The organism is Streptomyces sp. NPDC005863 (assembly GCF_042871345.1).
In the GTDB taxonomy this organism is placed as follows: domain Bacteria; phylum Actinomycetota; class Actinomycetes; order Streptomycetales; family Streptomycetaceae; genus Streptomyces.
On the sequence record NZ_JBIAII010000001.1, the window covers coordinates 688,542 to 713,287 of the forward strand.

Annotated in this window: 16 protein-coding genes; 4 read left to right on the forward strand and 12 right to left on the reverse strand. The window is 72.2% G+C overall.

Translation table 11 applies throughout. The features are described 5' to 3' along the window. Window positions 1–31 precede the first annotated feature (31 nt). Entirely contained in the window at window positions 32–1,459 is a 1,428-nt protein-coding gene (locus ACFYO9_RS02895) for an AarF/ABC1/UbiB kinase family protein (protein WP_358778373.1), read from the forward strand. A gap of 15 nt (window positions 1,460–1,474) precedes the next feature. Here the strand turns inward: ACFYO9_RS02895 and ACFYO9_RS02900 are convergent, their stop codons facing one another. The 5 genes from ACFYO9_RS02900 to ACFYO9_RS02920 form a co-directional block, all read right to left on the reverse strand. Next, complete coding sequence (locus ACFYO9_RS02900) at window positions 1,475–1,666, reverse strand: hypothetical protein (RefSeq protein ID WP_355803048.1); 192 nt, start codon at window positions 1,664–1,666, stop codon at window positions 1,475–1,477. 166 nt (window positions 1,667–1,832) lie between these two features. Next, a complete protein-coding gene (locus tag ACFYO9_RS02905; RefSeq protein ID WP_358779020.1) occupies window positions 1,833–2,156 on the reverse strand; it encodes a hypothetical protein in 324 nt (107 codons plus the stop codon). Then, entirely contained in the window at window positions 2,153–2,521 is a 369-nt protein-coding gene (locus ACFYO9_RS02910) for a WhiB family transcriptional regulator (RefSeq protein ID WP_055565619.1), read from the reverse strand. Before ACFYO9_RS02910 ends, ACFYO9_RS02905 begins: the two co-directional genes overlap by 4 nt. 171 nt (window positions 2,522–2,692) lie before the next feature. After that, window positions 2,693–3,034 carry a hypothetical protein gene (locus tag ACFYO9_RS02915; RefSeq protein ID WP_355803052.1) on the reverse strand — a complete coding sequence of 114 codons (342 nt, stop codon included), beginning with the start codon at window positions 3,032–3,034 and terminating at the stop codon, window positions 2,693–2,695. A gap of 163 nt (window positions 3,035–3,197) precedes the next feature. Beyond that, window positions 3,198–5,489, reverse strand: coding sequence for an ATP-dependent DNA helicase UvrD2 (locus tag ACFYO9_RS02920; protein ID WP_388666003.1), 2,292 nt, complete (start codon window positions 5,487–5,489; stop codon window positions 3,198–3,200). 69 nt (window positions 5,490–5,558) lie between these two features. On the opposite strand from ACFYO9_RS02920, the gene ACFYO9_RS02925 reads away from it, so the two are divergent. Next, complete coding sequence (locus ACFYO9_RS02925; RefSeq protein ID WP_358779022.1) at window positions 5,559–5,801, forward strand: mycoredoxin; 243 nt, start codon at window positions 5,559–5,561, stop codon at window positions 5,799–5,801. A 33-nt stretch (window positions 5,802–5,834) separates the two neighbouring features. On the opposite strand, the gene nudC is transcribed toward ACFYO9_RS02925, so the two are convergent. The 6 genes from nudC to ACFYO9_RS02955 form a co-directional block, all read right to left on the reverse strand. Further along, on the reverse strand, window positions 5,835–6,782 hold the full coding sequence (gene nudC / locus ACFYO9_RS02930) for an NAD(+) diphosphatase (protein WP_358779023.1): 948 nt from the start codon (window positions 6,780–6,782) through the stop codon (window positions 5,835–5,837). An 87-nt stretch (window positions 6,783–6,869) separates the two neighbouring features. Further along, complete coding sequence (locus ACFYO9_RS02935; RefSeq protein WP_358779024.1) at window positions 6,870–8,273, reverse strand: dipeptidase; 1,404 nt, start codon at window positions 8,271–8,273, stop codon at window positions 6,870–6,872. Between the two features lie 10 nt (window positions 8,274–8,283). Continuing rightward, on the reverse strand, window positions 8,284–12,057 hold the full coding sequence (locus tag ACFYO9_RS02940) for a UvrD-helicase domain-containing protein (RefSeq protein ID WP_358779025.1): 3,774 nt from the start codon (window positions 12,055–12,057) through the stop codon (window positions 8,284–8,286). Window positions 12,058–12,140: 83 nt separating this feature from the next. Then, window positions 12,141–12,842, reverse strand: a complete 702-nt coding sequence (locus ACFYO9_RS02945) for a hypothetical protein (protein ID WP_358779026.1) — start codon at window positions 12,840–12,842, stop codon at window positions 12,141–12,143. Between the two features lie 136 nt (window positions 12,843–12,978). After that, the gene (locus ACFYO9_RS02950) at window positions 12,979–16,485 is read right to left on the reverse strand and encodes an ATP-dependent DNA helicase (protein ID WP_358779027.1); all 3,507 of its coding nucleotides are present in this window, start codon (window positions 16,483–16,485) and stop codon (window positions 12,979–12,981) included. 188 nt (window positions 16,486–16,673) lie between these two features. Beyond that, window positions 16,674–17,096, reverse strand: a complete 423-nt coding sequence (locus ACFYO9_RS02955; RefSeq protein WP_358779038.1) for an MGMT family protein — start codon at window positions 17,094–17,096, stop codon at window positions 16,674–16,676. 164 nt (window positions 17,097–17,260) lie between these two features. On the opposite strand from ACFYO9_RS02955, the gene ACFYO9_RS02960 reads away from it, so the two are divergent. Then, window positions 17,261–20,047: a lysylphosphatidylglycerol synthase domain-containing protein gene (locus ACFYO9_RS02960; RefSeq protein ID WP_358779028.1), complete on the forward strand. Its 2,787-nt coding sequence runs from the start codon at window positions 17,261–17,263 to the stop codon at window positions 20,045–20,047. A gap of 37 nt (window positions 20,048–20,084) precedes the next feature. On the opposite strand, the gene ACFYO9_RS02965 is transcribed toward ACFYO9_RS02960, so the two are convergent. Continuing rightward, a complete protein-coding gene (locus tag ACFYO9_RS02965) occupies window positions 20,085–20,852 on the reverse strand; it encodes a YwiC-like family protein (protein WP_358779029.1) in 768 nt (255 codons plus the stop codon). Between the two features lie 191 nt (window positions 20,853–21,043). Here ACFYO9_RS02965 and ACFYO9_RS02970 point away from each other — a divergent pair, with 191 nt between their 5' ends. Beyond that, the gene (locus tag ACFYO9_RS02970) at window positions 21,044–24,745 is read left to right on the forward strand and encodes a nitrate reductase subunit alpha (protein WP_388665925.1); all 3,702 of its coding nucleotides are present in this window, start codon (window positions 21,044–21,046) and stop codon (window positions 24,743–24,745) included. Window position 24,746: the final 1 nt, after the last annotated feature.

The following is a 24,746-nucleotide window of genomic DNA, read 5'->3' on the forward strand; positions in this document are numbered from 1 at the left end:
GGGCGCGGCTGTCTGGGACTTGGAGGGGCGCATGTCTGATCTTCCCCGGAAGGCGGTCACCCGTACCGCCAAACTGGCCGCGCTGCCACTCGGCTTCGCGGGGCGTGCGACCTGGGGGCTCGGCAAGCGGATCGGCGGCAAGTCCGCGGAGATCGTCGGACGCGAGCTGCAACAGCGCACCGCCGAGCAGCTGTTCAAGGTGCTCGGCGAGCTGAAGGGCGGCGCCATGAAGTTCGGGCAGGCGCTGTCCGTCTTCGAGTCCGCGCTGCCGGAGGAGATCGCCGGACCGTACCGCGCGGCGCTGACGAAGCTGCAGGAAGCGGCACCGCCGATGCCGACCAGCACCGTGCACACCGTGCTCGAGGAGCGGCTCGGTGCGCAGTGGCGGGAGTACTTCCTGGAGTTCGACGACAAGCCGGCCGCCGCGGCCTCCATCGGTCAGGTGCACCGCGCCGTCTGGTCGGACGGCCGCGAGGTCGCGGTCAAGGTGCAGTACCCGGGGGCGGGCGAGGCACTGCTGTCCGACCTCAACCAGCTCGGACGGTTCGCCCGGCTGCTCGGGCCGCTGATCCCGGGAATGGACATCAAGCCGCTCATCACCGAGCTGCGCGACCGCGTCTCGGAAGAGCTCGACTACGAGCTGGAGGCGCAGGCCCAGCAGGCGCACGCCGAGGAGTTCGCGGACGACCCGCATGTGGTGGTGCCCCAGGTGGTCCACCAGAGCGATCAGGTCCTGGTCACCGAGTGGATGGACGGTACGCCGCTGTCGAAGGTGATCTCGGAGGGCACCCAGGAGGAGCGTGACCAGGCGGGTCAGCTGCTGGCCCACTTCCTCTTCTCCGGCCCGGCGCGCACCGGGTTGCTGCACGCCGACCCGCACCCGGGCAACTTCCGTCTGCTGCCCGACGAGAAGGACGGTCACCGCCTCGGGGTGCTCGACTTCGGCACGGTGGACCGGCTGCCCGACGGGCTGCCCCCGACCATCGGGACCTCCCTGCGGATGACGCTGGAGGGCGAGGCCGACGCCGTCTACGAAATGTTGCGGGAGGAAGGCTTCGTCAAGGAGTCCGTCGACCTGGAGCCGCAGGCGGTGCTCGACTATCTGCTGCCGATCATCGAGCCCATGGCCGTCGACGAGTACACCTTCACCCGCGCCTGGATGCGCAAGCACGCCGCGCGACTGGCCGACGTCCGCTCCCCCGCCTATCAGTTGGGCCGGTATCTGAACCTGCCCCCGGCGTATCTCCTGATACACCGGGTGACGGTGAGCACCATTGGAGTGCTGTGCCAGCTGAACGCGACGGTGCGGATGCGCGACGAGCTGGAGGAGTGGTTGCCCGGCTTCGTCGCGGAGGCCGAGGAGTGCGCGGAGACCGAGGAGTGCGCGGAGGCCGAGGAGCTCATGGAGGAAGAGGAGCTCGTGGAGGCTCGGAAAGGGTCGACCGCGGCGGAGGCCTGAGCCGCGCTGCGGCGCTCACCACCAGGAGGAGTCGAGGCGTCCTTCGATGGCTCTGATGTTGTCGCGGGAGCAGGCGTCGCAGAAGTAGTGACGGGCGCCGTTCTCCACGGAGCAGGTCCACGTCGGGGGCGTGCCTTCGGCGACCGCGCCGCAGCGGGAGCACACGAGGTTCTCCGTCCGAGCGGGCCGGGGGTTCTGCTGGTCCACCCGGCGACCCTATCGCCGTGCGCGCGCGTTCGGTGGACACAACGCACTGCGGGGGGCGGTCCGTACGGACCGCCCCCCGTGGGTTTCCTTCATCGTTCCGGGCCGCCTCGGCGGCTCCTCGGCGCGATGTCTTCGGTCGGCTCCGGGCCAACCGTTACCGCATCTGTTACTGCATGACCGCGATGGCGAGCGCGCGCCGGGCACGCAGCGAGGCGCGCTCCGCGCGACGCTGCATGCGGCGGGCCGCCATCAGGCGGTCGGCCGGGCGCTGGGCCTCGGCTTCGCGCAGGCGTTCGTGCATATGCGCACGAGCCATGGCTTCTGGGATGAGTTGCATCTCACGGGTCCTGTTCTGGCGCGGAAGATGCGCGCCGGTGGTGGTGAAGTCTGGTGTGGCGGAGCCGGCGGGCTCGCTGGTGGCTGCCTTCATCGGGGCCTGCTTCTTGGGGTCGTGCGTCAGGGGGCGGTCGATGGTTCCGGCGGTGCTCATGCGACGACCGGGTTCTTGCGCGGGCGGCCACGGGGCCGCTTGCGGGCCACGACAACGCCCTGGACGAACAGCTCGCCGCCCCAGACGCCCCACGGCTCACGCCGCTCCTTGGCGCCGGCGAGGCAGGCCTCCATCAACGGGCAGGTCCGGCAGAGGGACTTGGCGTACTCGACGTCGGCCGGGGACTCCGCGAAGAAGACCTCCGGGTCGTAGGCACGGCAGGGAACGGGTACGCCGAGGTTCTCGATGGCGTCGTCGAGCGCGGTGAGCGCAGTCAGGGGGGTCAAGGTCGGGTCCTCCGTGGGTGCGGGCGGGGGGAGCGTCTGTGAAGGCGGTACGGACGGGGCGTGCGCTTCGAGTTGCACGGTGGTGTTTTTCCTCGTCTGGTCGTGCCGGCCTGGGTCGGCCGGTTGGCGGCTGGTACCGGGTCTTGCTGCCGGCCCCTTCGCTCTGTTCTCCCTGTTCTGGGGAAAACAGAAGGGCCGCGGATCCCGGGTGGGGTTCCGCGGCCCTGAAGGCGCCTGTCTGATCGAGGATCAGACTGGATCACTCCAGGGTTCGAGCCCACGGAAGGCCCACATCATGTGGTGCTGCGTCGTCTGCTTCCGGAATCCGGCACCGGCTGCCGCAAAGGCATAGGCCTGAGCCTGTGCCTCCGCTACTGCTGCTTCCGGTGCCTTGGTCGGTCGCTCATTGCCCTCATTGGCCTCGCGGACGGGAAGACCGGCGAGAGGCAGGGAGGCGGACATCGGACGAGCGGCGGGAATGCCGCCGGACAGACCGGTGCCCTGGTTCGAGAAGCCGAGCAGGCAGGAAGCGACGACCGAGCGATCGGTCATTTTCGCGGTGCTGATGAAGCTCTCGTTGATGCTGATCACTGGAATTCGCCTCCTCTCGGCGTCTAGGGGATCGGCCGGAACCGATCCGCGGACTGTCAAGTACAGCACGGAAGGTGGGCTTCGGAGAAGCCCGCCGTTTCCGTGCTAAGAACCTATGGGTCTTCCTTGCGCATGCGCAAACTATTTTTTCGACGAGTTTGAATCATTCTCCATCGGCGCCCCTTACACACTCTTGACCTGCGCAGATGGCCAGGACGTCCGCCCCGAAGCGGTGAAACTTCCGGACGCCGACCCCGGGGATGCGGGCCAGCTCGCCCTCGTCCTCCGGCACCGCCTCCGCGATGGCGATCAAGGTCTTGTCGGTGAAGACGCAGTACGCGGGCTGTCCCAGCTCCCTCGCCTGGCCCGAGCGCCACTCGCGCAACCGCTCGTAGAGCCCCTCGTCCATTTCGGACGGGCAGTCCTCGCACCGCATGAGCTTCATCTCACCCGCGTCACTCAGGGTCCGGCCGCAGACCCGGCAGCGGGCAGGGGTGCGGGTCTTCCGCTGCCGTCGCCCCGCGGCGGGTCCCGTCCCGCCGCCCGCGCTGCCACGCTCCACACCGCCGGGACCGCCACCCGCGGCCCGGGCCCCTGAGCCCGCCCCGGAGCCCGGCCGCAGCCCGTCCAGGAAGCGGCTCGGGCGGCGGTTCGGACGGCCGCCCGGCGAGCGGGAGAGGGCCCAGGAGAGCGAGAGGTGGACGCGGGCGCGGGTCACGCCCACATAGAGGAGGCGGCGCTCCTCCTCGATCTGCTCGTCGGTCTTGGCGTAGGTGATCGGCATCATGCCCTCGGCGAGGCCGACGAGGAACACGGCGTCCCACTCCAGGCCCTTCGCCGCGTGCAGCGAGGCCAGCGTGACGCCCTCGACGGTGGGGGCGTGCTGGGCGCTCGCCCGCTCGTCCAGCTCGGCCACGAGGTCGGCGAGGGTCGCCTCCGGCCTGGCCCGCGCGAAGTCCTCGGCGAGCCGCACCAGCGCGGCCAGTGACTCCCAGCGGTCGCGGACCGCGCCGGAACCCGCGGGCGGCTCGGTCGTCCAGCCCTTGGTGGAGAGCACGGCGCGCACCTGGGAGGGCAAGTCGACCACGTCGTCCAGGAGTGCGTCGTTGCCGCCGAAGCGGGCCGCTCCGCGCAGGGCGGCGCCGGCCTCGCGCACCTCGGTGCGCTCGAAGAACCGCTCGGCGCCGCGCAGCTGATAGGGCACGCCCGCGTCGGCCAGCGCCTGTTCGTAGATCTCCGACTGCGAGTTCGTACGGAAGAGGACGGCGATCTCGCTGGCGGGGACGCCGTCGGCGAGCAGGGCGCGGATGCGGCGTGCGGCGCCTTCGGCCTCGGCGGGCTCGTCCACGTACTCCGTGTAGACCGGGTCCGTGCCGGCATCGCGCTGGGAGATCAGTTCCAGGCGGTGGTCGGCGGCGCGGCCGCGGGCCTGGGAGAGCAGGCCGTTGGCGAGGTGGACGACCTGGGGGGTGGAGCGGTAGTCCCTGACCAGCTTGACGACCGTCGCCCCCGGGTGGCGGGTGCGGAAGTTCAGCAGGTGGTCGGGGGTCGCGCCGGTGAAGGAGTAGATGGTCTGGCTGGCATCGCCGACGACGCACAGGCTGTCCCGCTCACCGAGCCACAGCTCCAGGAGGCGCTGCTGGAGGGGGCTCACGTCCTGGTACTCGTCCACCACGAAGTGCTGGTACTGGGCGCGGACCTGTTCGGCGATGTCGTGCCGGTCCTGGAGGATGCCGACGGCGAGCAGCAGCACGTCCTCGAAGTCGATGACGGCGCGGTCGCGCTTGAGGTCCTCGTACGCCCCGTAGAGCTGGGCGATCTCGGCGGGGTCGCGCGGGACGTCGCGGCCGGACTTGGCGGCGGCCGCGGCGTAGTCCGAAGGGACGGTCTGGGTGACCTTGGACCACTCGATCTCGCTGGTGAGGTCGCGCAGTTCGTTGCGATCGAGGCGGATGCGGCAGGCGGCGGCCGCGTCCGCGACGAGTTTGATCTTCCGGTCGACGATCCGGGGCAGTGGTCCACCGACCGCTTTCGGCCAGAAGAACTGGAGCTGGCGCAGGGCCGCGGAGTGGAAGGTGCGGGCCTGGACGCCCGAGGCGCCGAGCTGGCGGAGGCGGCCGCGCATCTCGCCCGCGGCGCGGTTGGTGAAGGTGACGGCGAGCACACTGGCCGGCTGGAGCATTCCGGCGCGCACCCCATAGGCGATCCGGTGAGTGATCGCCCGGGTCTTGCCGGTGCCCGCGCCTGCCAGGACACACACCGGCCCGTGCAGGGCGGTGGCGACCTCGCGCTGCTCCGGGTCGAGCCCGTCGAGCACCGCGTCCGGGGAGTCCGGGACCTGCGGGAAGAGGGTGGAGTGCGTTGCTGATGTCACCCCGCCATGCTGCCAGGTCCCGAGGGGCGGACGAGCCGGTTGTCCACAGGGGGGCGCTACCGGTCGTACTAATACGGGAATGGTGGCCCGGTCGCGTACGTTCGATCCATTGCGACCACGCACCCCGAGCGACGAAGGAGCACGACAGACATGCCGGGCACTGTGACGATGTACAGCACCACGTGGTGCGGCTACTGCCGCCGCCTCAAGGGCCAGATGGACCGCGAGGGCATCGGTTACACCGAGATCAACATCGAGCACGACCCGGAATCGGCGGCCTTCGTCGAGAAGGCGAACGGCGGAAACCAGACGGTTCCCACCGTTCTCTTCCCGGACGGCTCGACGCTCACGAACCCCTCGCTGGCCCAGGTCAAGCAGAAGCTGGACGCCTGAGGCACAGCGCCTGACCGGCGGTGCGGCGAGCGCTCAGCCGACCGACCCCGGCTTCGGCAAAGGCTTGCCGTACCAGAGTTCGATCAGTCGGGCCGCAATCGAGATGCCGTAGGGAGGCAGGACCTCTCCGGACTCGAATGCGGCCCGCAGGTTTTCGCGGGAGAACCAGCGGGCCTCGTGGATCTCCTCGCCGTCGACGTTGATCTCCGAGGACGTCGCGTCGGCCATGAAGCCCAGCATCAGGCTGGACGGGAAGGGCCAGGGCTGGCTCGCGACGTACTCGACGCCGCCGACCATGACGCCGGCCTCCTCGAACACCTCGCGGCGCACCGACTGCTCGATGGACTCCCCCGGCTCGACGAAGCCGGCGAGGGTGGAGAAGCGGCCCTCGGGCCAGTGGACCTGGCGGCCGAGGAGGATGCGGTCCTCGCTGTCCCTGACCGCCATGATCACGGCGGGGTCGGTGCGCGGGTAGTGCTCGGCGCCGCAGGCCTGGCAGCGGCGGATGTGCCCGGCCGCCGCGATGACGGTGCGCTCGCCGCAGCGTGAGCAGAAGCGGTGCAGGCGCTGCCAGTTCTCCAGGGCGACGGCGTGCACCATCAGGCCCGCGTCCCGGGGCGAGAGCAGGAGCCCCGCCTCGCGCAGCCCGGCGGGGCGCGCCGACTGGTCCATGCGGCCGGGCAGGGCGTCCTTCTGGAGCGCGAAGTAGCTGACGCCGTCGTCGTCCGTGCCCAGGAAGTAGCGGTGCTCCTCGGTGGGCGGCGCCTCGAAGGCCGGTGTCATCACCAGTTCGGTGCGGCCCTCGGGCGTCTCGTCGATGAGCACCTGGCCGCCGGAGACCACGAAGACCCGGGTCGTGGGGTGGCTCCAGGCCGCGGCGAGCCAGGCCTCGTCCATGCGGTGGTGGGCCGCGCGGTCGATGCCGCTCGGGGCGGTCAGTGAGAGGGGCCGGTCTGCGGTGCTGTCGGTCCAGGTGGTCACAGGTGCTTCCAACTCCCCCGATGGAATGGGTGGTTCAGCAGGGCGTGCGGCGGGACGTGTGCGGCCGGTGGGGTTCCGACGAGGGTGTCAGCGGGCATCGCGCCAGTGCTCCGCGAGGTCGCCCCACAGGTAGGCCGTCGTCTCGACGCCCTTGAGCAACAGGTCGATCTCGACCTTCTCGTTCGGCGCGTGCCATCCGTCGGACGGGACGGAGATGCCGAGGAAGAGCACGGGTGCGGCGAGGACGTCCTGGAGGTCGGCCGCAGGACCCGAGCCGCCCTCGCGCGTGAAGCGGATCTTCTGTTCGAACGCGCGGCCCATCGCGCGGACGACGGACTGCAGGGCGGGGTGGTCGAGCGGTGTCAGGCACGGGCGCGTGCCCGCGCTGAACGTGACCGTGTGGCGGATGCCCGCGGGGACGCGGTCGGCGGCCCACGCGCGTACGGCCTCCTCGACCCGGTCCGCGTCCTGGCCCGCGACCAGCCGGAAGGACAGCTTCACGAAGGCGGACGACGGGATGATCGTCTTGCTGCCCGCGCCCTGATAGCCGCCGCCGATGCCGTTGACCTCGGCGGTCGGGCGGGCCCAGACGCGCTCCAGGGTGGTGTGCCCGGCCTCGCCGTGGGCGCTGCGGGACTTGGCCGTACGCAGCCAGCGCTCCTCGTCGAAGGGCAGCTCGGCGAAGAGTTCGCGCTCGCGGTCGGTGAGCTCGGTGATGCCGTCGTAGAAGCCGGGGATCGCCACGCGCGCGTGGTCGTCGTGGAGGCCTGCGACGAGGCGGGCGGCCTCGGTGGCCGGGTTCGGCACGGCACCGCCGAAGGAGCCGGAGTGGATGTCCTGGTCGGGGCCGTGCAGTTCGATCTCGCACTCGGCGAGGCCGCGCATGCCCGTGCAGACGGTCGGGGTGTCCTCCGACCACATGCCGGTGTCCGAGACGATCACGGCGTCGGCCGCCAGGCGGTCCTTCTCGGCCTCGATGAGCGCGCGGAAGTGCGGCGAACCGGACTCCTCCTCGCCCTCGATCAGCAGCTTCAGGTTGACCGCGGGCGCGGTGCGGCCGGTGGCGGCGAGGTGGGCGCGGACGCCGAGCGTGTGGAAGAAGACCTGGCCCTTGTCGTCGGCCGCCCCGCGCGCGTGCAGCCGGTTTCCCTTGATGACGGGGTCGAACGGGTCGGTGTCCCAGCCGTCCTCGCGGGCCGCGGGCTGCACGTCGTGGTGGCCGTAGACGAGGACCGTGGGCGCCTGCGGATCGCCGGAGGACCACTCGGCGAAGACGGCGGGCGCCCCGGGCGTCTCCCAGATCTCCGCGACCGGGAACCCGGTCTCCTTGAGCTGGGCGGCGAGCCACTCGGCGCTGCTGCGTACGTCCCCGGCGTGGTCGGGCTGGGCCGACACGGACGGGATGCGCAGCCACTCGGCGAGATCGTCGAGGAAGGCGGCGCGGTGGTTCTCGATGTACGTGCGGACGGCGCTGTCCGGTGTCTCGCTCATGGTCACGAGCCTATCCGCCATCCGGGGAAGTCTCGTCCGGCGGCCCGTCCGCCGGGTCCCCGTCCGGAGCGCCGGTCGGCTCCTCCAGGAGGATGCGTTCCAGCCGGGCCCGGTCCGGGAGGTTCCGCGGGCGGGCAATCTCCCCGCTGCGGACGTAGAGGAAGGCCGCCTTCACCGACTCCAGGGGGACGCCCTGCTGCTCGGCCCAGGCGAGGCGGTAGACGGCGAGCTGGAGCGGGTCGGCGGTGCGGGTGCGGCTGGTCTTCCAGTCGACGATCTCGTACGTGGTGTCGGGACCGTCGCCTTCCTTGTAGACGGCGTCGATGCGGCCCCTGATGACGCGGCCCGCGACGACGAACTGGAAAGGGACCTCCACGCGGTACGGCGCGCGGTGGGCGTACTCGGTGCGTTCGAAGGCTTCCTTGAGGGCCTCCAGGTCGCGCTCGTCGGCGATCTCGGCCTCGTCCGGGCCGCCGCCCGGCAGCTCCTCCGGGGCGAGCATCGGCAGCGTGAGCTCTTCGAAGCGGGACTCGATCCAGGCGTGGAAGCGGGTGCCGCGGCGGGCCGCGGGCTGCGGCGGGCGCGGCATGGGCCGGGCCAGGTCCCGCGCGAAGCCCTCGGGGTCGGCGGCCAGGCGCATCAGCTCGGACGCGGTGAGCGAGGGCGGCACGGGGATGTCCCTGACGGCTTCACGGGCGCGCAGGAGCTCACCGGTGAGGGCGTCCAGGTCGCGGTCCCAGGAGGCGAGCGTGCGGGCTTCCTCCGGGGTGAGGCGGGGCGCGCGGCCCGGCTCCTCAGGGGCGGGGTTGGTCGCCGGGGCGCCGTCGGCGGGGTGGGGGCGGGCGTCGGGCGCGGGGGCGGGGTGCGGCACGCGCGCGTGGGTGCCCTCTCCGGAGGCCGGCGCGTGTGGGTGGCCTCCCTCGCCGGAGGCGGGCACGCGTGTGTGGTCGCCGTCGGCCGGGGCGTCGGGGTGCGTGGACTCGGCGCCCGGTGTGTCCGCGGGGTGCGGGACTGTCGGGCGCTGCGTCGCCAGGGACTCCCAGTCGGCCGGGTCGGCGTCGGGAAGGTCGAGGTCGACGGGGAGATCGGCGGGGAGGTCGGCGGCCTCTTCGTAGGGGGGCTCGTCGTAGGGGGGCTCGTCATCCTCCGGAGGGGGTGGCCATTCGGGGTCGTCGGCCGGTGGCACGTCGTCGTACGCCGACGGGTGGGCCTCCTCATGGGAGCGGGCGTACTCCGCGCTCCCCTCGCCGGTGGGGTCCGCCGCGCCCGCGCCCGTGAGCCGGTCCAGGTGGGCGAGGACGGTCCGCGCGGCGGCGCGGCGACGGGTCAGGGCGGCGTCGTCCAGCGGGAGCGGCCACGCCTGGTCGGCGCTCGCCTCCCGCAGGGCGGGGTTCTCCTCGTCCTCGGCCGGCTCGTCCGCCCAGGCCTCGATCTCGCCGTGGCCCGCCGCGCAGTGGTCGTGCAGGGCCATGAGGAAGTCCGAGGGGCCGCGCGGCTTCTTCTGGGCGGGCCCCCACCAGTGCCCCGACCCGAGGAGCAGGGAGCGGGGGCGGGTGAACGTCACGTAGCCGAGGCGGAGCTCCTCGGTGTGCTGGTGGTCCTTCATCGCCTCGTGGAAGGCCTTCATGCCCTTGGCGTCCCACGCGTCGACGTCGGGGAGCGTGGCCGCGTCGCCGCGCAGTTCGTGCGGGACGACCTTGGCCTGGGCGGTCCACTTCTCGCGGCCCTTGGTGCTCGGGAAGACGCCGTCGACCAGGCCGGGAACGGCGACGACGTCCCACTCCAGGCCCTTGGACTTGTGGGCGGTGAGCACCTTGACGGTGTTCTCGCCGCCCGGCAGGGCGTTGTCGAGGCCCTTCTCGTACTGGGCGGCGGTGCGCAGGAAGCCGAGGAAGGCGAGGAGGGTCGCGCCGTTGTCGTGGGCGGCGAAGGAGGCGGCGACGTCCAGGAAGTTCGAGAGGGTCTCCCGGCGGCGGGCCGCCAGGGCGCCGGGTGACGCGGAGAGCTCGACCTCCAGGCCGGTGACGGCGAGCACGCGGTGCAGCACGTCCATCAGCGGGTCGGCAAGCGACCTGCGCAGCTCGCGCAGTTCCGCGGCGAGGCGCGCGAAGCGCACCCGGGCGTCGGCCGAGAAGGGCAGCCCGTCGTGCCTTCCGGAGACGTCGTCGGGCTCCAGGGGCGACTCCAGGAAGGTGTCCAGGGCGTCCGCGAGCGATATCACCTCGGCCGGGTCGACCCCCTCGACGGCTTCGGCGAGGCGGCGGTCCGGGTCGTCCGGCGCGGCGTGCCCGGGCCGGACCAGGAGGCGGGCGCGGCGGCCGAGGAGGGCGAGGTCGCGGGCGCCGATGCGCCAGCGCGGGCCGCTCAGGAGCCGCACCAGGGAGGCGTTGGCCCCCGGGTCCTGGAGGACCTCGCAGACGGCGACGAGGTCGGCGACCTCCGGGAGGTGCAGGAGTCCGGAGAGGCCGACGACCTCCACGGGGATGTCGCGGGCGACGAGCGCGCGCTGGATCTCGGCGAAGTCCGTCGCCGTGCGGCACAGGACGGCGATCTCGCCGGGCGCCTTGCCGGTGCGCACCAGGTGGGCGATGGAGTCGCCGAGCCAGTCGATCTCCTCGGCGTGGGTGCGCAGCAGGGCACAGCGCACCACGCCGTCGCGCTCGGCGCCGGGTGCGGGCCGCAGGGCCTCCACGCCGGCGTGCAGGGCGCGCAGGGGCTCCGCGAGGCCGTTGGCGAGGTCCAGGAGGCGGCCGCCGCTGCGGCGGTTCTCGCTGAGCGCGTGGCGGGTGGCGGGGCGGCCGTCGGCGTACGCGAAGTGCTCGGGGAAGTCGTCGAGGTTGGCGACCGAGGCGCCGCGCCAGCCGTAGATGGCCTGGCAGGGGTCGCCGACGGCGGTCACCGGGTGGCCGGTGCCGCCTCCGAAGAGGCCGGACAGGAGGATGCGCTGGGCGACCGAGGTGTCCTGGTACTCGTCGAGGAGGACGACGCGGAACTCCTCGCGGAGGATCTCGCCGACCTCCGCGCGGGTGCGGGCCAGCGTCGCGGAGAGGGCGATCTGGTCGCCGAAGTCGAGGAGGTCGCGGGAGCGCTTGGCCGCGCGGTAGTGGCCGACGAGCTCGGTCAGTTCGAGCCGGGCCGCCGCGGTCTCGGGGACCTTGCGCAGGTCGGCGTTGGAGAGCTTGGCGCCCTCCAGGGCCGCCAGCAGCCCAGTGTCGTACGCGCGGAGCCGCTCGGGGGGCACGAGGTGTTCGGCGAGCTCGCCGTCGAGGGCGAGGAGGTCGCTGACGAGGTCGGGGAAGGACCGGGTGAGGGCGGGGTAGGGCCCGGGGGCCTCGCGCAGCACGCGGGCGGCGAGCTGGAAGCGGGTGGCGTCGGCGAGCAGCCGGGAGCTGGGCTCCAGGCCGATGCGCAGGCCGTGGTCGGTCAGGAGACGGCCCGCGAACGCGTGGTACGTGGAGATGACCGGCTCGCCCGGGGGGTTGTCCGGGTCGACCGCGTCGGGGTCGGTGACGCCCGCCCGGACGAGGGCCTGGCGCACGCGCTCGGCGAGCTCGCCCGCCGCCTTGTTGGTGAACGTCAGGCCGAGCACCTGCTCGGGGGCGACCTGGCCGGTGCCGACCAGCCACACCACGCGGGCCGCCATCACCGTCGTCTTGCCGGAGCCGGCTCCGGCCACGATCACCTGCGGGGCGGGCGGCGCGGTGATGCAGGCCGTCTGCTCCGGGGTGAACGGGATGCCGAGGAGCTCCTTGAGCTGCTCGGGATCGGTGAGGCGAGGTGACACGTCAGAGAGGCTAGCGGTGGCCACTGACAACCGGGGCGGACCCGGCTCCGGGTGGCCACCGCCCGCTCATGAGGAGCGTGGGATCAGGAGGCCGAACCCAGCTTCTTCGGGTCGACGACCTGGTCGGCCGGCGGCGCCTTGACCTCGACGGCCTTGCCGTAGTCCTTGAAGGTGACGGTGCCGGGGCCGTCCTTGCCCTTGTTGACGACCTTCAGGAAGTACGGCTTGCCCTCCATCGCCACGTAGAAGGTGGTGGTCTCGTCCTTCTTGGTGCGGGTCAGGACGGCGGCCTTCTGGCCGGCGACGTCGGTGTCGTCCTCGCGCTTCAGCTTCTTGAGGTTCTTGTTGCTGAACATGTCGTCCGGGTTGCAGATGGGCTTGCCGCTCCGGTTGGGCTGCTTCACCCAGCGGCCCTTGAGGAGTTCGGCCGTCGAGCCACCGCCCTTGGCCTCCCAGAACTTGTCGTCGCCCTTGGAGTACTGGAACTCCCCGACGGACAGGAACTCGGCCTTGCCCGACTTGGCCGAGCCCATCGTGCCCTTGCAGTCGCCGGACTTGGCGACGGCGAACTCGATGTCGCTCGTCTGCCCGCCCTGCTTCATCTGGCCGTTCATCGTGTAGGACCCGGCGTCCTTGGACGCCTTGGACGCCTTCTCGGCGATCTTGTCGGCGCTCATGCCGTCGAAGGGGTCCTTGTCGCCGCTGTCGCTGCCGCAGCCCGTCACGCCGATGACGGCGGCGGCGCAGACGACGGCCACTGCCAGGAGCTTCCGATTGGCTGCCATATACGCGCATCTCCTAGGAAAGGTGCGCCAACAGGCGGCGCACAGCATGTCTTTACGGTGACTTTAGATCGCCGGCGAGGGTGCTATGCCGCCAGGTGGCCGACGTGACAATTGCCACTGGTGTGCCCGGAGTCACTCACTCCACGACCTGGCGCCCCTCCGGGCGGGCGCTGCACGAGGCGCGGAAGGCGCAGTGGGTGCAGTGCTGGCCGGTGGTGGGCGTGAACCGTTCGTCGAGCACCTTGCCCGCGGCCGTCGCGAGGAGGTCGCCGATCCACTCCCCGGCGAGCGCCTCCTGGGCCTGCACCTTGGGGAGGGCTTCGCCGCCGTTCTTCTTGGCGGCGCCCTGGCGCAGCTGGACCAGTTCGGCGCCGCCCGGCTGGGGGCGTACGCCGTCGAAGAGGTCGTCGGCGGCGCCCTCGCGGACCGCCAGTTGGTAGACGGCCAGCTGCGGGTGGCGGGCCACCTCGGCGGAGGTCGGGGCCTGCTTGCCGGTCTTGAAGTCGACTACGTAGGCACGGCCTTCGGCGTCCCGCTCGACGCGGTCCATGGAGCCCCGTACCCGTACTTCGTAGGGACCGGCCTCCAGGGTCACGTCGAAGCCGTGCTCGCTGGCGACGGGGGTGCGGCTCGCGCGGTCCATCACGTGCCACTGGAGGAAGCGCTCCAGCGCCACGCGCGCGTGCTCCTTCTCCTGTGCCGACTTCCAGGGGGCGTCGAAGGCGAGCGCGTCCCACACCGAGTCGAGGCGCTCCATGAGGACGGCGAGGTCGGCGGGGGTGCGTCCGGAGGCGACCTCGTCGGCCAGGACGTGCACCACGTTGCCGAAGCCCTGGGCGGCGGTGGCCGGGGCGTCCGCCTTGACCTCGCGGCCCAGGAACCACTGCAGGGAGCAGGTGTTGGCGAGCTGGTCGAGGGCGCTCCCGGAGAGCACGACGGGCTTGTCGCGGTCCCGCAGGGGCACCTCGCTCGCCGTCGGTTCGTACATGCCCCACCAGCGGTAGGGGTGCGCGGCCGGTACGAGGGGGCGGCCGTCGGCGTCGCTGAGTGCGGCGAGCCGGGCCAGGCGCCGGGCCGCCGCCTCGCGCAGGGTGTCGCTCACGCGCGGGTCGACGGTGGTGGCGCGCAGTTCGGCGACGAGCGCGGCGACGGACAGGGGGCGGCGCGGGCGGCCCGTTATGTCCTTGGGTTCGACGCCGAGTTCGGTGAGGAAGCGGGACGGCTGGTCGCCGTCGTCGGCGGGCGCCTTCACCGCGGTCACGACGAGGCGCTCACGCGCGCGCGTGGCGGCCACGTAGAACAGCCGCCGCTCCTCGGCCAGGAGCGCCCCCGGGGTGAGGGGCTCAGCGAGTCCGTCGCGGCCGATGCGGTCGGCCTCCAGGAGGGAGCCGCGGCGGCGCAGATCGGGCCAGAGACCCTCCTGGACGCCCGCGACCACGACGAGCCGCCACTCCAGGCCCTTGGAACGGTGTGCGGTCATCAGGCGTACGGCGTCGGGGCGGGCCGCCCTGCGGGTGAGCGTGTCGGCGGCGATCTCCTGCGCCTCGGTCTCCTCCAGGAAGTTGAGCGCGCCGCGGCCGCCCGTGCGCTCCTCCGCGCGGGCCGCCGCGGCGAACAGCGCGCACACCGCGTCGAGGTCGCGGTCGGCGTTGCGGCCCGCCGCGCCGCCGCGCCGCGCGGTGCGCTCCAGGCGTCTGGGCCAGGGTGTGCCGTCCCAGAGCTCCCACAGCGCCTCCTCGGCCGTGCCGCCGCCCGCGAGGCGCTCACGGGCCTTGCGGAGCAGCGCGCCGAGCCGCTGGGCGCCGCGGGCGTACGTCGGGTCGTGCGCGACGAGGCGCTCCGGCTCGGCGAGGGCACGGGCGAGCAGCTCGTCGGAGGGCGGCGGCACGTGATTGCCCGCCGCACGCTCCTCCTCGCGCAGGGCGCGGCCGAGCCGCCGCAGATCGGCGGCGTCCATGCCGGCCAGCGGCGAGGTGAGCAGCGTGAGCGCGGTCTCGGTGTCGAGCCAGGTGGGGGCTGCGGATGCGGGGGGCCCGGGGTGCGGGGTAGCTGCCGTCGGGTGCGGCGTGGCTGGCGTCGGGTGCGGGGCGGCACCTTCCGTATCGTCAGCCGTACCGTCCGGAACCGCCCCTTCGGCGCCGTCTCCGGAGACTTCAGGGACGTCGACTCCGGGGACGTCACCTTCGGAGGCCTCACCGTCGACGGCGTCCCCCTGCGGCACATCCGCCTCCGCCTCCGCGGCCACCGCCGTCGCCACCACCCGCAGCGCCGTCAGCAGCGGCGTCACCGCCGGCTCGTGGCGCAGGGCGATGTCGTCGCCGTCGATCTCCAGGGGGACGCCCGCCGCGCTCAGGCTGCGGCGCACCGCGGGGATCGTGCGGGCGCCCGCGCGGACGAGCACGGCCATGTCACCCCACGGGACGCCGTCCTCCAGGTGCGCGCGGCGCAGGATGTCCGCGATGTTGTCGAGCTCCGTGCCGGCCGTCGGGTACGTGTACACCTCGACGCGGCCGCCCTCCCTGACCGGCGCCAGTTCCCGGTGGGCCCGCACCTTCTCCGCGGGCAGCCGGGTCAGCGGCATCCGGCGGGTCAGCAGCCGGGTGGCGCCGAGGAGCTCCGCGCCCGACCTGCGGGACGTCGTCAGGACCTCGACCGGCGCCCGTGTGCCGTCCGCGCGCGGGAAGTCGTACGGGAACTCCAGGATGCCGTTCACGTCGGCGCCACGGAACGTGTAGATCGACTGGTCGGGGTCGCCGAAGGCGACGAGCGTGCGGCCACCCCCGGCGAGCGCGTCCAGCAGCCGCACCTGCGCCGGGTCGGTGTCCTGGTACTCGTCCACGAAGACGGCGTCGTACTGCGCGCCGAGCGTTCGCGCGACCTCGGGGCGGCGGGCGAGCAGCACCGCGCGGTGCACCAGTTCCGCGTAGTCGAGGACCCCCTGGAGGTCGAGGACGTCCAGGTACTCGGCGAGGAAGGCCGCGGCCGCGCCCCAGTCGGGCCGTCCGCTGCGGCGCGCGAAGGCGTCCAGGGCGTTCGGTCCGAGGCCCAGCTCACGGCTGCGGGCGAGCACCGCGCGGACCTCGTCGGCGAAGCCGCGGGTGGTCAGGCAGGCGCGCAGCTCGTCGGGCCAGCGGATGTGCCCGTGGCCCTCCTGCGCGAGGTCGATCTGGCCCGCGAGCAGTTCACGTACCGCCACGTCCTGTTCGGGGCCGGACAGGAGCCGCAGCGGCTCCACGAACAGTTCGGCGTCCTGGTGGGCGCGGACCAGGGCGTAGCAGAAGGAGTGGAAGGTGGTGGCCTGCGGGGCGTGCGCCGCCCCGACGCGCAGCGCCATGCGGTCGCGCAGCTCCACCGCGGCCTTGCGGCTGAACGTCAGCACCAGGACGCGCGCCGGGTCCGCGCCCCGTGCGACGCGCTCGGCGACGGCCTCCACCAGCGTGGTCGTCTTGCCCGTGCCCGGTCCGGCAAGGACCAGCAGCGGCCCGCCCTCGTGGTCAACCACACGGCGCTGACCTGCGTCCAAGCGAGGGGGAGCCGACGGGGTCGGCGGCGTACGAACCAGTCGGTAGCCGTCCCTGGCCCCCTGTCGTACCGGTTGGTGCGACGGGTGCCGGATGTGCCGAGTGGAAGAAGGGGAACTCACGTGGGTCGCCGGTCCTGGTGGGTCTGCTGGTCGAAGAGCGGCTGCGCGACGGCCGCGGGGTGAACGGGATGCGTGACGTCGACGCTACGCCAGTGGGCGAGGAGGACGCGTGGCTTCCCCCGTACGGGCCACCGGTCCCCCGCCGGGCCGCCCGATGCCGGAAGCTGTCAGATGTGAGCCTCCGGAGCCTACGGGCGAGCGTCACCCGCGACGTCGCCCGCCGCGACGCCGCCCGCCGCGCCTCCCTCGGTGCTCGCCGCGTCCGCCCCCTCGCCGTCCCACCGCGCCCGCCGCATGTCGAGCTTCGGGACGTGGCCCTGGGCGGCGCGCGAGGCCTGCCGCAGGGGCGTGCCCTCCGCCCGGTAGCGCTCCAGGGCCCGCAGTTCGTGGCCCGGCAGCAGGACGCCGTCCGAGCGCACCACACGCCACCACGGAACGCCCCCTCCGTAGAGGGCCATCACGCGTCCGACCTGTCGCGGGCCGCCCTCCTCGAGCCACTCGGCGACGTCCCCGTACGTCATCACCCGACCCGGCGGGATCAGCTCCGCGACCTCGAGAACCCGCTCCGCGTACTCCGGCAGCGCCTGGCTTTCCTCGCTCATCCGGACCATCCTGCCGTACGCCACCGACAGGGTGACGGGCCCGGCACGGAGGGTGCCGCAGGCCCCGTGACACGGCACAAAGTGTCGTTTCGTGACCACTTCGCGTCCTTGCGTTGCCCCCTGCTGCCCCCCTCCGCGGGCCGGACATGCCACCATCGTGCGGGCGGTGACTGGTGATACGAGATCAAGAAGAGACGACGGAGCGGCAGGGCGTGCATCCCGATGACAAGGCGGGCACCTCTGCGTCCGAGTCACACCCGGACACCGGTGAGAACGCCCTGAAGACCGACAAGACCGAGAAGACACAGACCGACGGGCCCGAGACCACCGAGCCCGGCTGCGGCGACGAGGACGAGTCGCACACCGACCGCGTCGCACGCGACGAGCCGCTCCTCGCCGCGCGCGTACACCGTCCCTCCGACCTCATGCGGCTCCTCGTCGGCGTGCTCGCCATCGCGGTGCTGCTCGCCATCGCCGCGTTCGCCCACGGCACCACCTCCGGGCTCGAACAGGACATCGACAAGGGCACCGAGCAGGCCCCCGACCTGCTGATCAAGGTGGCGGGTCTGGTCGCCAGCATCGGCGTGCTGCTCGTCCCCGTGGCGTTCGCGATCGAACGGCTGATCAAACGGGACGGGCTGCGCATCGCCGACGGCGTGCTGGCCGCCGTCCTCGCGCACGGCGTGACGCTCGCCACCGACCTGTGGGTCGCCAAGGGCGCCCCCGACTCCATCCAGGACGCGCTGACCAAGCCCTCACCGGCGGACGTGCACGCCTTCACCGATCCGGTGCACGGCTACCTCGCCCCCGTCATCGCGTACATGACGGCCGTCGGGATGTCCCGCAGACCGCGCTGGCGCCTGGTGCTCTTCGTGGTGCTGCTACTGGACGCGTTCACCATGCTGGTGACCGGCTACACGACGCCGTTCTCGATCATCCTGACGGTGCTGATCGGCTGGGCGGTGGCGTACGGCACGCTCTACGCCGTCGGCTCGCCGAACGTACGACCGACCGGCCAGACGCTCCTCGCCGGCCTGCGGCACGTCGGCTTCCACCCCGTGAGCGCCGCCCGCGAGGAGTCCCCGGACAGCGAGCACGGTGACCGCGGGCGCCGCTATTTCGTCACCCTGGAGGACGGCCCGCCCCTGGACGTCACGGTCATCGACCGCGAGCAACAGGCGCAGGGCTTCTTCTACCGTGTCTGGCGCCGGCTCACCCTGCGGGGCATCACCCAGCGGCGCAGTCTGCAGTCGCTGCGGCAGGCGCTGGAGCAGGAGGCGCTCCTCGCGTACGCGGCCATCGCGGCCGGGGCGAACGCGCCGAAGCTGATCGCCACGTCCGAGCTCGGCCCCGACGCCGTGATCCTCGTCTACGAGCACACCGGCGGCCACACCCTGGACTCGCTGCCGGACGACGCCATCACCGGTGACCTGCTGCGCGACACCTGGCGTCAGGTGCAGGCCCTGCAGTCGCGGCGGATCGCGCACCGCAGGCTCGCGGGCGACGCCGTCCTGGTGGATCGTTCCGGCAACGTGATCCTCACCGATCTGCGCGGCGGCGAGATCGCCGCGGGCGACCTGGTGCTTCGCATGGACATCGCGCAGCTCCTGACCGCCCTCGGCCTGCGGGTGGGCGCCGAGCGCGCGGTGGCCGCCGCCGTCGAGATCCTCGGCCCGGACGCGGTGGCCGACTGTCTGCCGCTGCTCCAGCCCATCGCCCTCACCCGCACCACCCGCTCCACCCTGCGCAGGCTGGCCCGGGAACGCTCCCAGCGCGAGCGTGAGGCCGTCCTGGAGGCCTCCCGCAGGACCAAGCAGACCGCGCGCGCGGAGCTGCCCGAGGAGGAGCCCGCGCCGAAGCCGTCGCAGAAGCAGGAGAAGCAGGCGGCCAAGCAGGAGCGGCAGGCCGAGAAGCAGGCCATAGACGACGCCTTGGACCAGGCCCGCGAGGAGGACCTGCTCACCCAGATCCGCCACCAGGTGCTGCTCATCCGCCCGGCGGCGCCGGTCGAGCCGGCGCAGCTGGAGCGCATCAGGCCGCGCACGCTGATCAGTTTCATCGCCGGTGCCATCGGCGCGTACTTCCTGCTGTCGCAGCTCACCCACGTCGAGTTCGGCACGCTCTTCCAGGAGGCGGAGTGGGGCTGGGTGGCGGCCGCGGTGGGCTTCTCCGCGCTGAGCTACTTCGCCGCGGCGATGAGCCTGCTCGGCTTCGTGCCGGAGCGGGTGCCGTTCCTGCGGGCGGTGGCGGCGCAGGTCGCCGGGTCGTTCGTGAAGATCGTGGCGCCCGCGGCGGTCGGCGGCGTCGCGCTGAACACCCGCTTCCTGCAGCGCTCCGGGGTGCGCTCGGGGCTCGCGGTGGCGAGCGTCGGTGCCTCGCAGCTCTTCGGGCTCGGCTCGCACATCCTGCTGCTGCTGATCTTCGGCTATCTGACGGGGACGGAGAAGACACCCTCGTTCACGCCGTCCCGCACCGTCATCGCCGGTCTGCTGTCGGTCGCGGTGCTCGTCCTCGTGGTGACCGCGATCCCGTTCCTGCGCAAATTCGTCGTCACGCGCGTGCGGTCGCTTTTCGCCGGTGTCGTGCCGCGCATGCTGGACGTGCTGCAGCGCCCGCAGAAGCTGCTCACCGGCATCGGCGGGATGCTGCTCCTCACCCTGATGTTCGTGCTCTGCCTGGACGCCTCGGTACGGGCCTTCGGCAACGAGGAGATGACGTCGCTGAGCCTGGCGAGCGTCGCGGTCGTCTTCCTCGCGGGCAACGCGCTGGGCTCTGCGGCGCCGACACCGGGCGGTGTGGGCGCGGTCGAGGCGACGCTGACCTTCGGTCTGATCGCGGTGGGGGTGCCCAAGGACGTGGCGGCGCCCGCCGTGCTGCTCTTCCGGCTGCTCACGCTCTGGCTGCCGGTGCTACCCGGGTGGCTGTTCTTCAACCACCTGACGAGGAAGGGCCTGCTCTGATCCGACCCCGGCACGAGGGGCGCCTCCGAGGCCGCCGTCAGAACACCAGCAGGAGCGCCGCCAGGAGCAGCACGGCGCCCGTCACCTCCACCGCCCCGACCACCGGCACCTTCACGCCCCTGCCGGGCAGCAGCGCCGCGCGGACCAGGTAGCCGGCGAAGAGGAGCGCGAGCCACGGGTTCAGCGCGTACGCCGCGGGCACCGCGAGCACGTGGTACGTCACCGACGCCCGGTGGTACGCGCGTGAGTCACGCTCCCGGATCATCGTCTTCACGTACGGCACCGTGCCCGCGAAGAACAGCAGGCAGGCGAGGGCCGGGCGCCAGCCGTCCGCGAGGGACCCGCCGCCCAGCCGCAGTGTGACGAGGAGCATGCCGCAGGCGGGGACCACCGCCGCCAGGCCGTTGAGCAGGGCCCGCTCCTTGTTGCGCCACGCGTAGAGCGTGTTCACGGCCACGAAGGGCGCCGCGCAGCAGGCCGCGAACAGCAGCCAGGGGTACGCGAACAGGAGCGGCACCCCGCAGACCGCGCACCCCGCCGCCGACACCAGGGCGGGCCGCACATGGCGGCGCGGGGCGCGCGGGTTGCGGGAGAGGCAGCGCAGCCGGAGCCACTGCTGGACGTGGAAGGCGGTGACGTATCCCGTCAACCAGGCGACAAACAGCGGCAGATGGGCCCAGCGCGGTCCGGCGCCGGGACCGTCGCCGAGGAACACGCCCGCCGTGAACGGCACCGCGAGCATCGCCCACGCCCCGTGCTGGTTCGGCAGCCACGTGTGGAGTCCGCCCCGTCTCTTCCTGCCCATGCGTTCAGCCTCTCAGCACCTCGGCCCGCTGCCCGGTGCTTTCAGCCTCGCAGCATCAGGGCCCGAACAATTCCTGCTGTAAGTCACCCCTTGACGGGACCTTGGACCCCGGGATCCCAACCACCGCCAGGCTTAGGGTCGTTGTCGGCGGCACATATGGTGTGGCCTTTTCTTCGGGACGGCCGGGAGATATGACGTTGCAGCAGAGGAAAGACATCGCTGAGACGCTCGTGAAGGCCGGGAGTTTCTTCACCCGGACCGCGGAGACCTCCGCCGATCTGCACAGCGTGCGGCGCACCGGCGGCCGGGACGGGGAAGCCTTCTATCGCGACCGCTGGAGCCACGACAAGGTCGTGCATTCCACGCACGGCGTGAATTGCACCGGATCGTGCCGCTGGAAGGTGTACGTCAAGGACGGCATCATCACCTGGGAGACCCAGGCCACGGACTATCCCTCGGTGGGACCCGACCGTCCCGAATACGAACCCCGCGGATGCCCGCGCGGCGCTTCTTTCTCCTGGTACACGTATTCGCCGACGCGCGTGCGGTATCCGCATGTGCGCGGCGTGCTCCTTGAGATGTACCGGGAGGCGAAGGCGCGGCTGAAGGACCCCGTCCTCGCCTGGGCCGACATCCAGGGCGACCCCGGGCGCCGCCGCCGCTACCAGCGCGCCCGCGGCAAGGGCGGTCTGGTGCGGGCGAGCTGGGACGAGGCCGTCGAGATCGTCGCGGCGGCGCACGTCCACACCATCAAGGAGCACGGCCCCGACCGGGTCGCCGGATTCTCCCCCATTCCCGCGATGTCGATGGCGTCGCACGCGGCGGGCGCCCGTTTCCATTCCCTCATCGGCGCCCCGATGCTCTCCTTCTACGACTGGTACGCGGATCTTCCCGTCGCCTCCCCGCAGGTCTTCGGCGACCAGACCGACGTACCGGAGTCGGGCGACTGGTGGGACGCCGCCTATTTGATGATGTGGGGCTCCAATGTGCCGGTGACGCGGACGCCCGACGCGCACTGGATGACGGAGGCGCGGTACCGGGGGCAGAAAGTCGTCACCGTATCGCCGGATTTCGCGGACAACACGAAATTCGCCGACGAGTGGATGCATCCGCACCCCGGGACGGACGGCGCGCTCGCCCTCGCGATGGGGCACGTCATTCTCCGTGAGTTCTTCGTCGAACGGCAGACCCCGTTCTTCCTGGATTACGTGCGCCGCTACACGGACCTGCCGTTCCTTGTCACCCTCAACGAGACCGAGCACGGACTCGTCCCGCACAAGTTCCTCACCGCGGCCGACCTCGACGACGACCGGAAAGCGGCCGAGAACGCCCGCTGGAAGACCGTCCTGATCGACGACGCGACGGGCGAGCCGACCGTCCCGAACGGCACGCTCGGCCACCGCTGGGGCACCTCCGAGACCCCCGACTGGAACCTCGACCTCGGCGACACCGTGCCCCGGCTCACCCTGTACGGCGAGGACAGCGCGGAGATCGTGCTGCCCCGCTTCGAGGGCGGTCAGGGCGCTCAGGACGCCGCCGGGAGCGGGGGTGACAACGGTGTCGTACGCCGGGGCGTGCCCGTCCGGCGCCTCGGCGACCGGCTCGTCACCACCGTCTACGACCTGATGCTCGCCCAGTACGGCGTCCCGCGCGCGGGGCTGCCCGGCGAGTGGCCCGCCTCCTACGAAGACGCCTCCCAGCCGGGCACCCCGGCCTGGCAGGAGACCCTCACCTCCGTGCCGGCCGCGCAGGCCGCGCGTGTGGCGCGGGAGTTCGCGGGTACGGCCGAGGACTCCCAGGGGCGCTGCATGATCCTCATGGGCGCGGGGACCAACCACTGGTTCCACGCGGAGACCACCTACCGGGCCTTCCTCGCGCTGCTCACGCTCACCGGCTGCCAGGGGCGCAACGGCGGCGGCTGGGGCCACTACGTGGGCCAGGAGAAGTGCCGGCCGGTGACCGGCTGGGCGACGCTCGCGAGCGCGTCGGACTGGGGGCGCCCGCCGCGCCACATGATCGGCGCGGGCTGGTTCTACCTCCACACCGACCAGTGGCGCTACGACAGCCTGCCCGCCGAGGCCCTCGCCTCGCCGCTGGGCGAGGGCCGCTTCGACGGCATGTCGGGCGCCGACTGTCTGGCCGCCTCCGCGCGGATGGGCTGGATGCCCTCGTATCCGACCTTCGACCGCAACCCGCTGGACCTGGGGGCCGCCGACGACCCGGTGGCGAGCGCCGTCAAGGAGCTGGCGGAGGGCACGCTGGGCTTCGCCGGCGAGGACCCGGACGCGCCCGGCAACTGGCCGCGCGTGCTCAACGTATGGCGGGCCAATCTGCTCGGCTCGTCCTCCAAGGGCAACGAGTACTTCCTGAAGCATCTGCTCGGCACGCACTCCAACCTGCCCGACGACGGGCCGCGTTGTGTGCCGCGCGACGTGCGGTGGCGGCCGGAGGACGTCGAGGGGAAGCTCGATCTGCTGCTCTGCCTGGACTTCCGGATGACGTCCACGACGCTGCTCTCCGACGTCGTCCTGCCGGCCGCGACCTGGTACGAGAAGCACGACCTGTCCTCGACCGACATGCACCCCTTCCTGCACGCCTTCACGCCGGCCGTGGACCCGCCCTGGCAAGCGCGCACCGACTACGACGCGTTCCTGGCGCTCGCGCGCCGCTTCGGCGAGCTGGCGGGCGAGCACCTGGGCGTGCGCCGCGACCTCGTCGCCACCGCCCTGCAGCACGACACCCCGGGCGGCGAGATGGCCCAGCCCGGCGGCGTCGCGCTCGACTGGTCGAAGGGCGAGTGCGAGCCGGTACCGGGGCGCACGATGTACGACCTGACCGTCGTGGAGCGCGACTACGGGGCGGTCGGCGAGAAGTTCGCGGCGCTCGGCCCGCTGGTCGACCGGCTCGGGGTCACCACGAAGGCGGTCACGTTCGACGTCGCCGAGGAGATCGCGTACCTGAAGGCCAAGAACGGCACGGTGCGCGGCGGCACGGCCGACGGCAGGCCGCGCCTGGACACCGCCCAGCGGGCCTGTGAGGCGATCCTGTCGCTCTCCGGGACCTCCAACGGCCGGCTGGCCACCCAGGGCTTCGAGACGCTGGAGAAGCGCGTCGGGACCGAGCTGGCGCACCTGGCCGCGGAGGCCGAGGGGAAGCGGATCACGTTCGCGGGCACCCAGGCGCGGCCGGTGCCGGTCATCACCTCCCCGGAGTGGTCGGGCAGCGAGTCCGGCGGGCGCCGCTACACGGCGTTCACCGTCAACACCGAGCACCTCAAGCCCTGGCACACGCTCACCGGGCGCCAGCACTTCTTCCTCGACCACGACTGGATCCACGAGGTCGGCGAGGCACTGCCCGTCTACAAGCCGCCGCTGAACATGCACCGCCTCTACGGAGAGCCCGAGTTGGGCTCCCGGACGGGTGACGGCGGTGGCCGGGAGGTGGCCGTGCGCTTCCTGACCCCGCACAACAAGTGGGCGATCCACTCCCAGTACCAGGACAACCTCTACATGATGACGCTCGGTCGCGGCGGTCAGACGGTGTGGATGTCCCCGCAGGACGCGGAGGCCATCGGTGTGCGCGACAACGAGTGGATCGAGGCCGTGAACCGCAACGGCGTCGTCACGGCCCGCGCGATCGTCTCCCACAAGATGCCGCCGGGAACGGTCTACATGAACCACGCCCAGGAGCGGACCGTCGGCGTCCCGAAGACGGAGCGGACCGGACGGCGCGGCGGCATCCACAACTCGCTCACCCGGATCATGCTCAAGCCCACCCATCTCGTGGGCGGCTACGCGCAGTTGACCTGGGCCTTCAACTACCTGGGGCCGACCGGCAACCAGCGCGACGAGGTGACGGTCATCCGTCGCCGCTCGCAGGATGTGGAGTACTGAT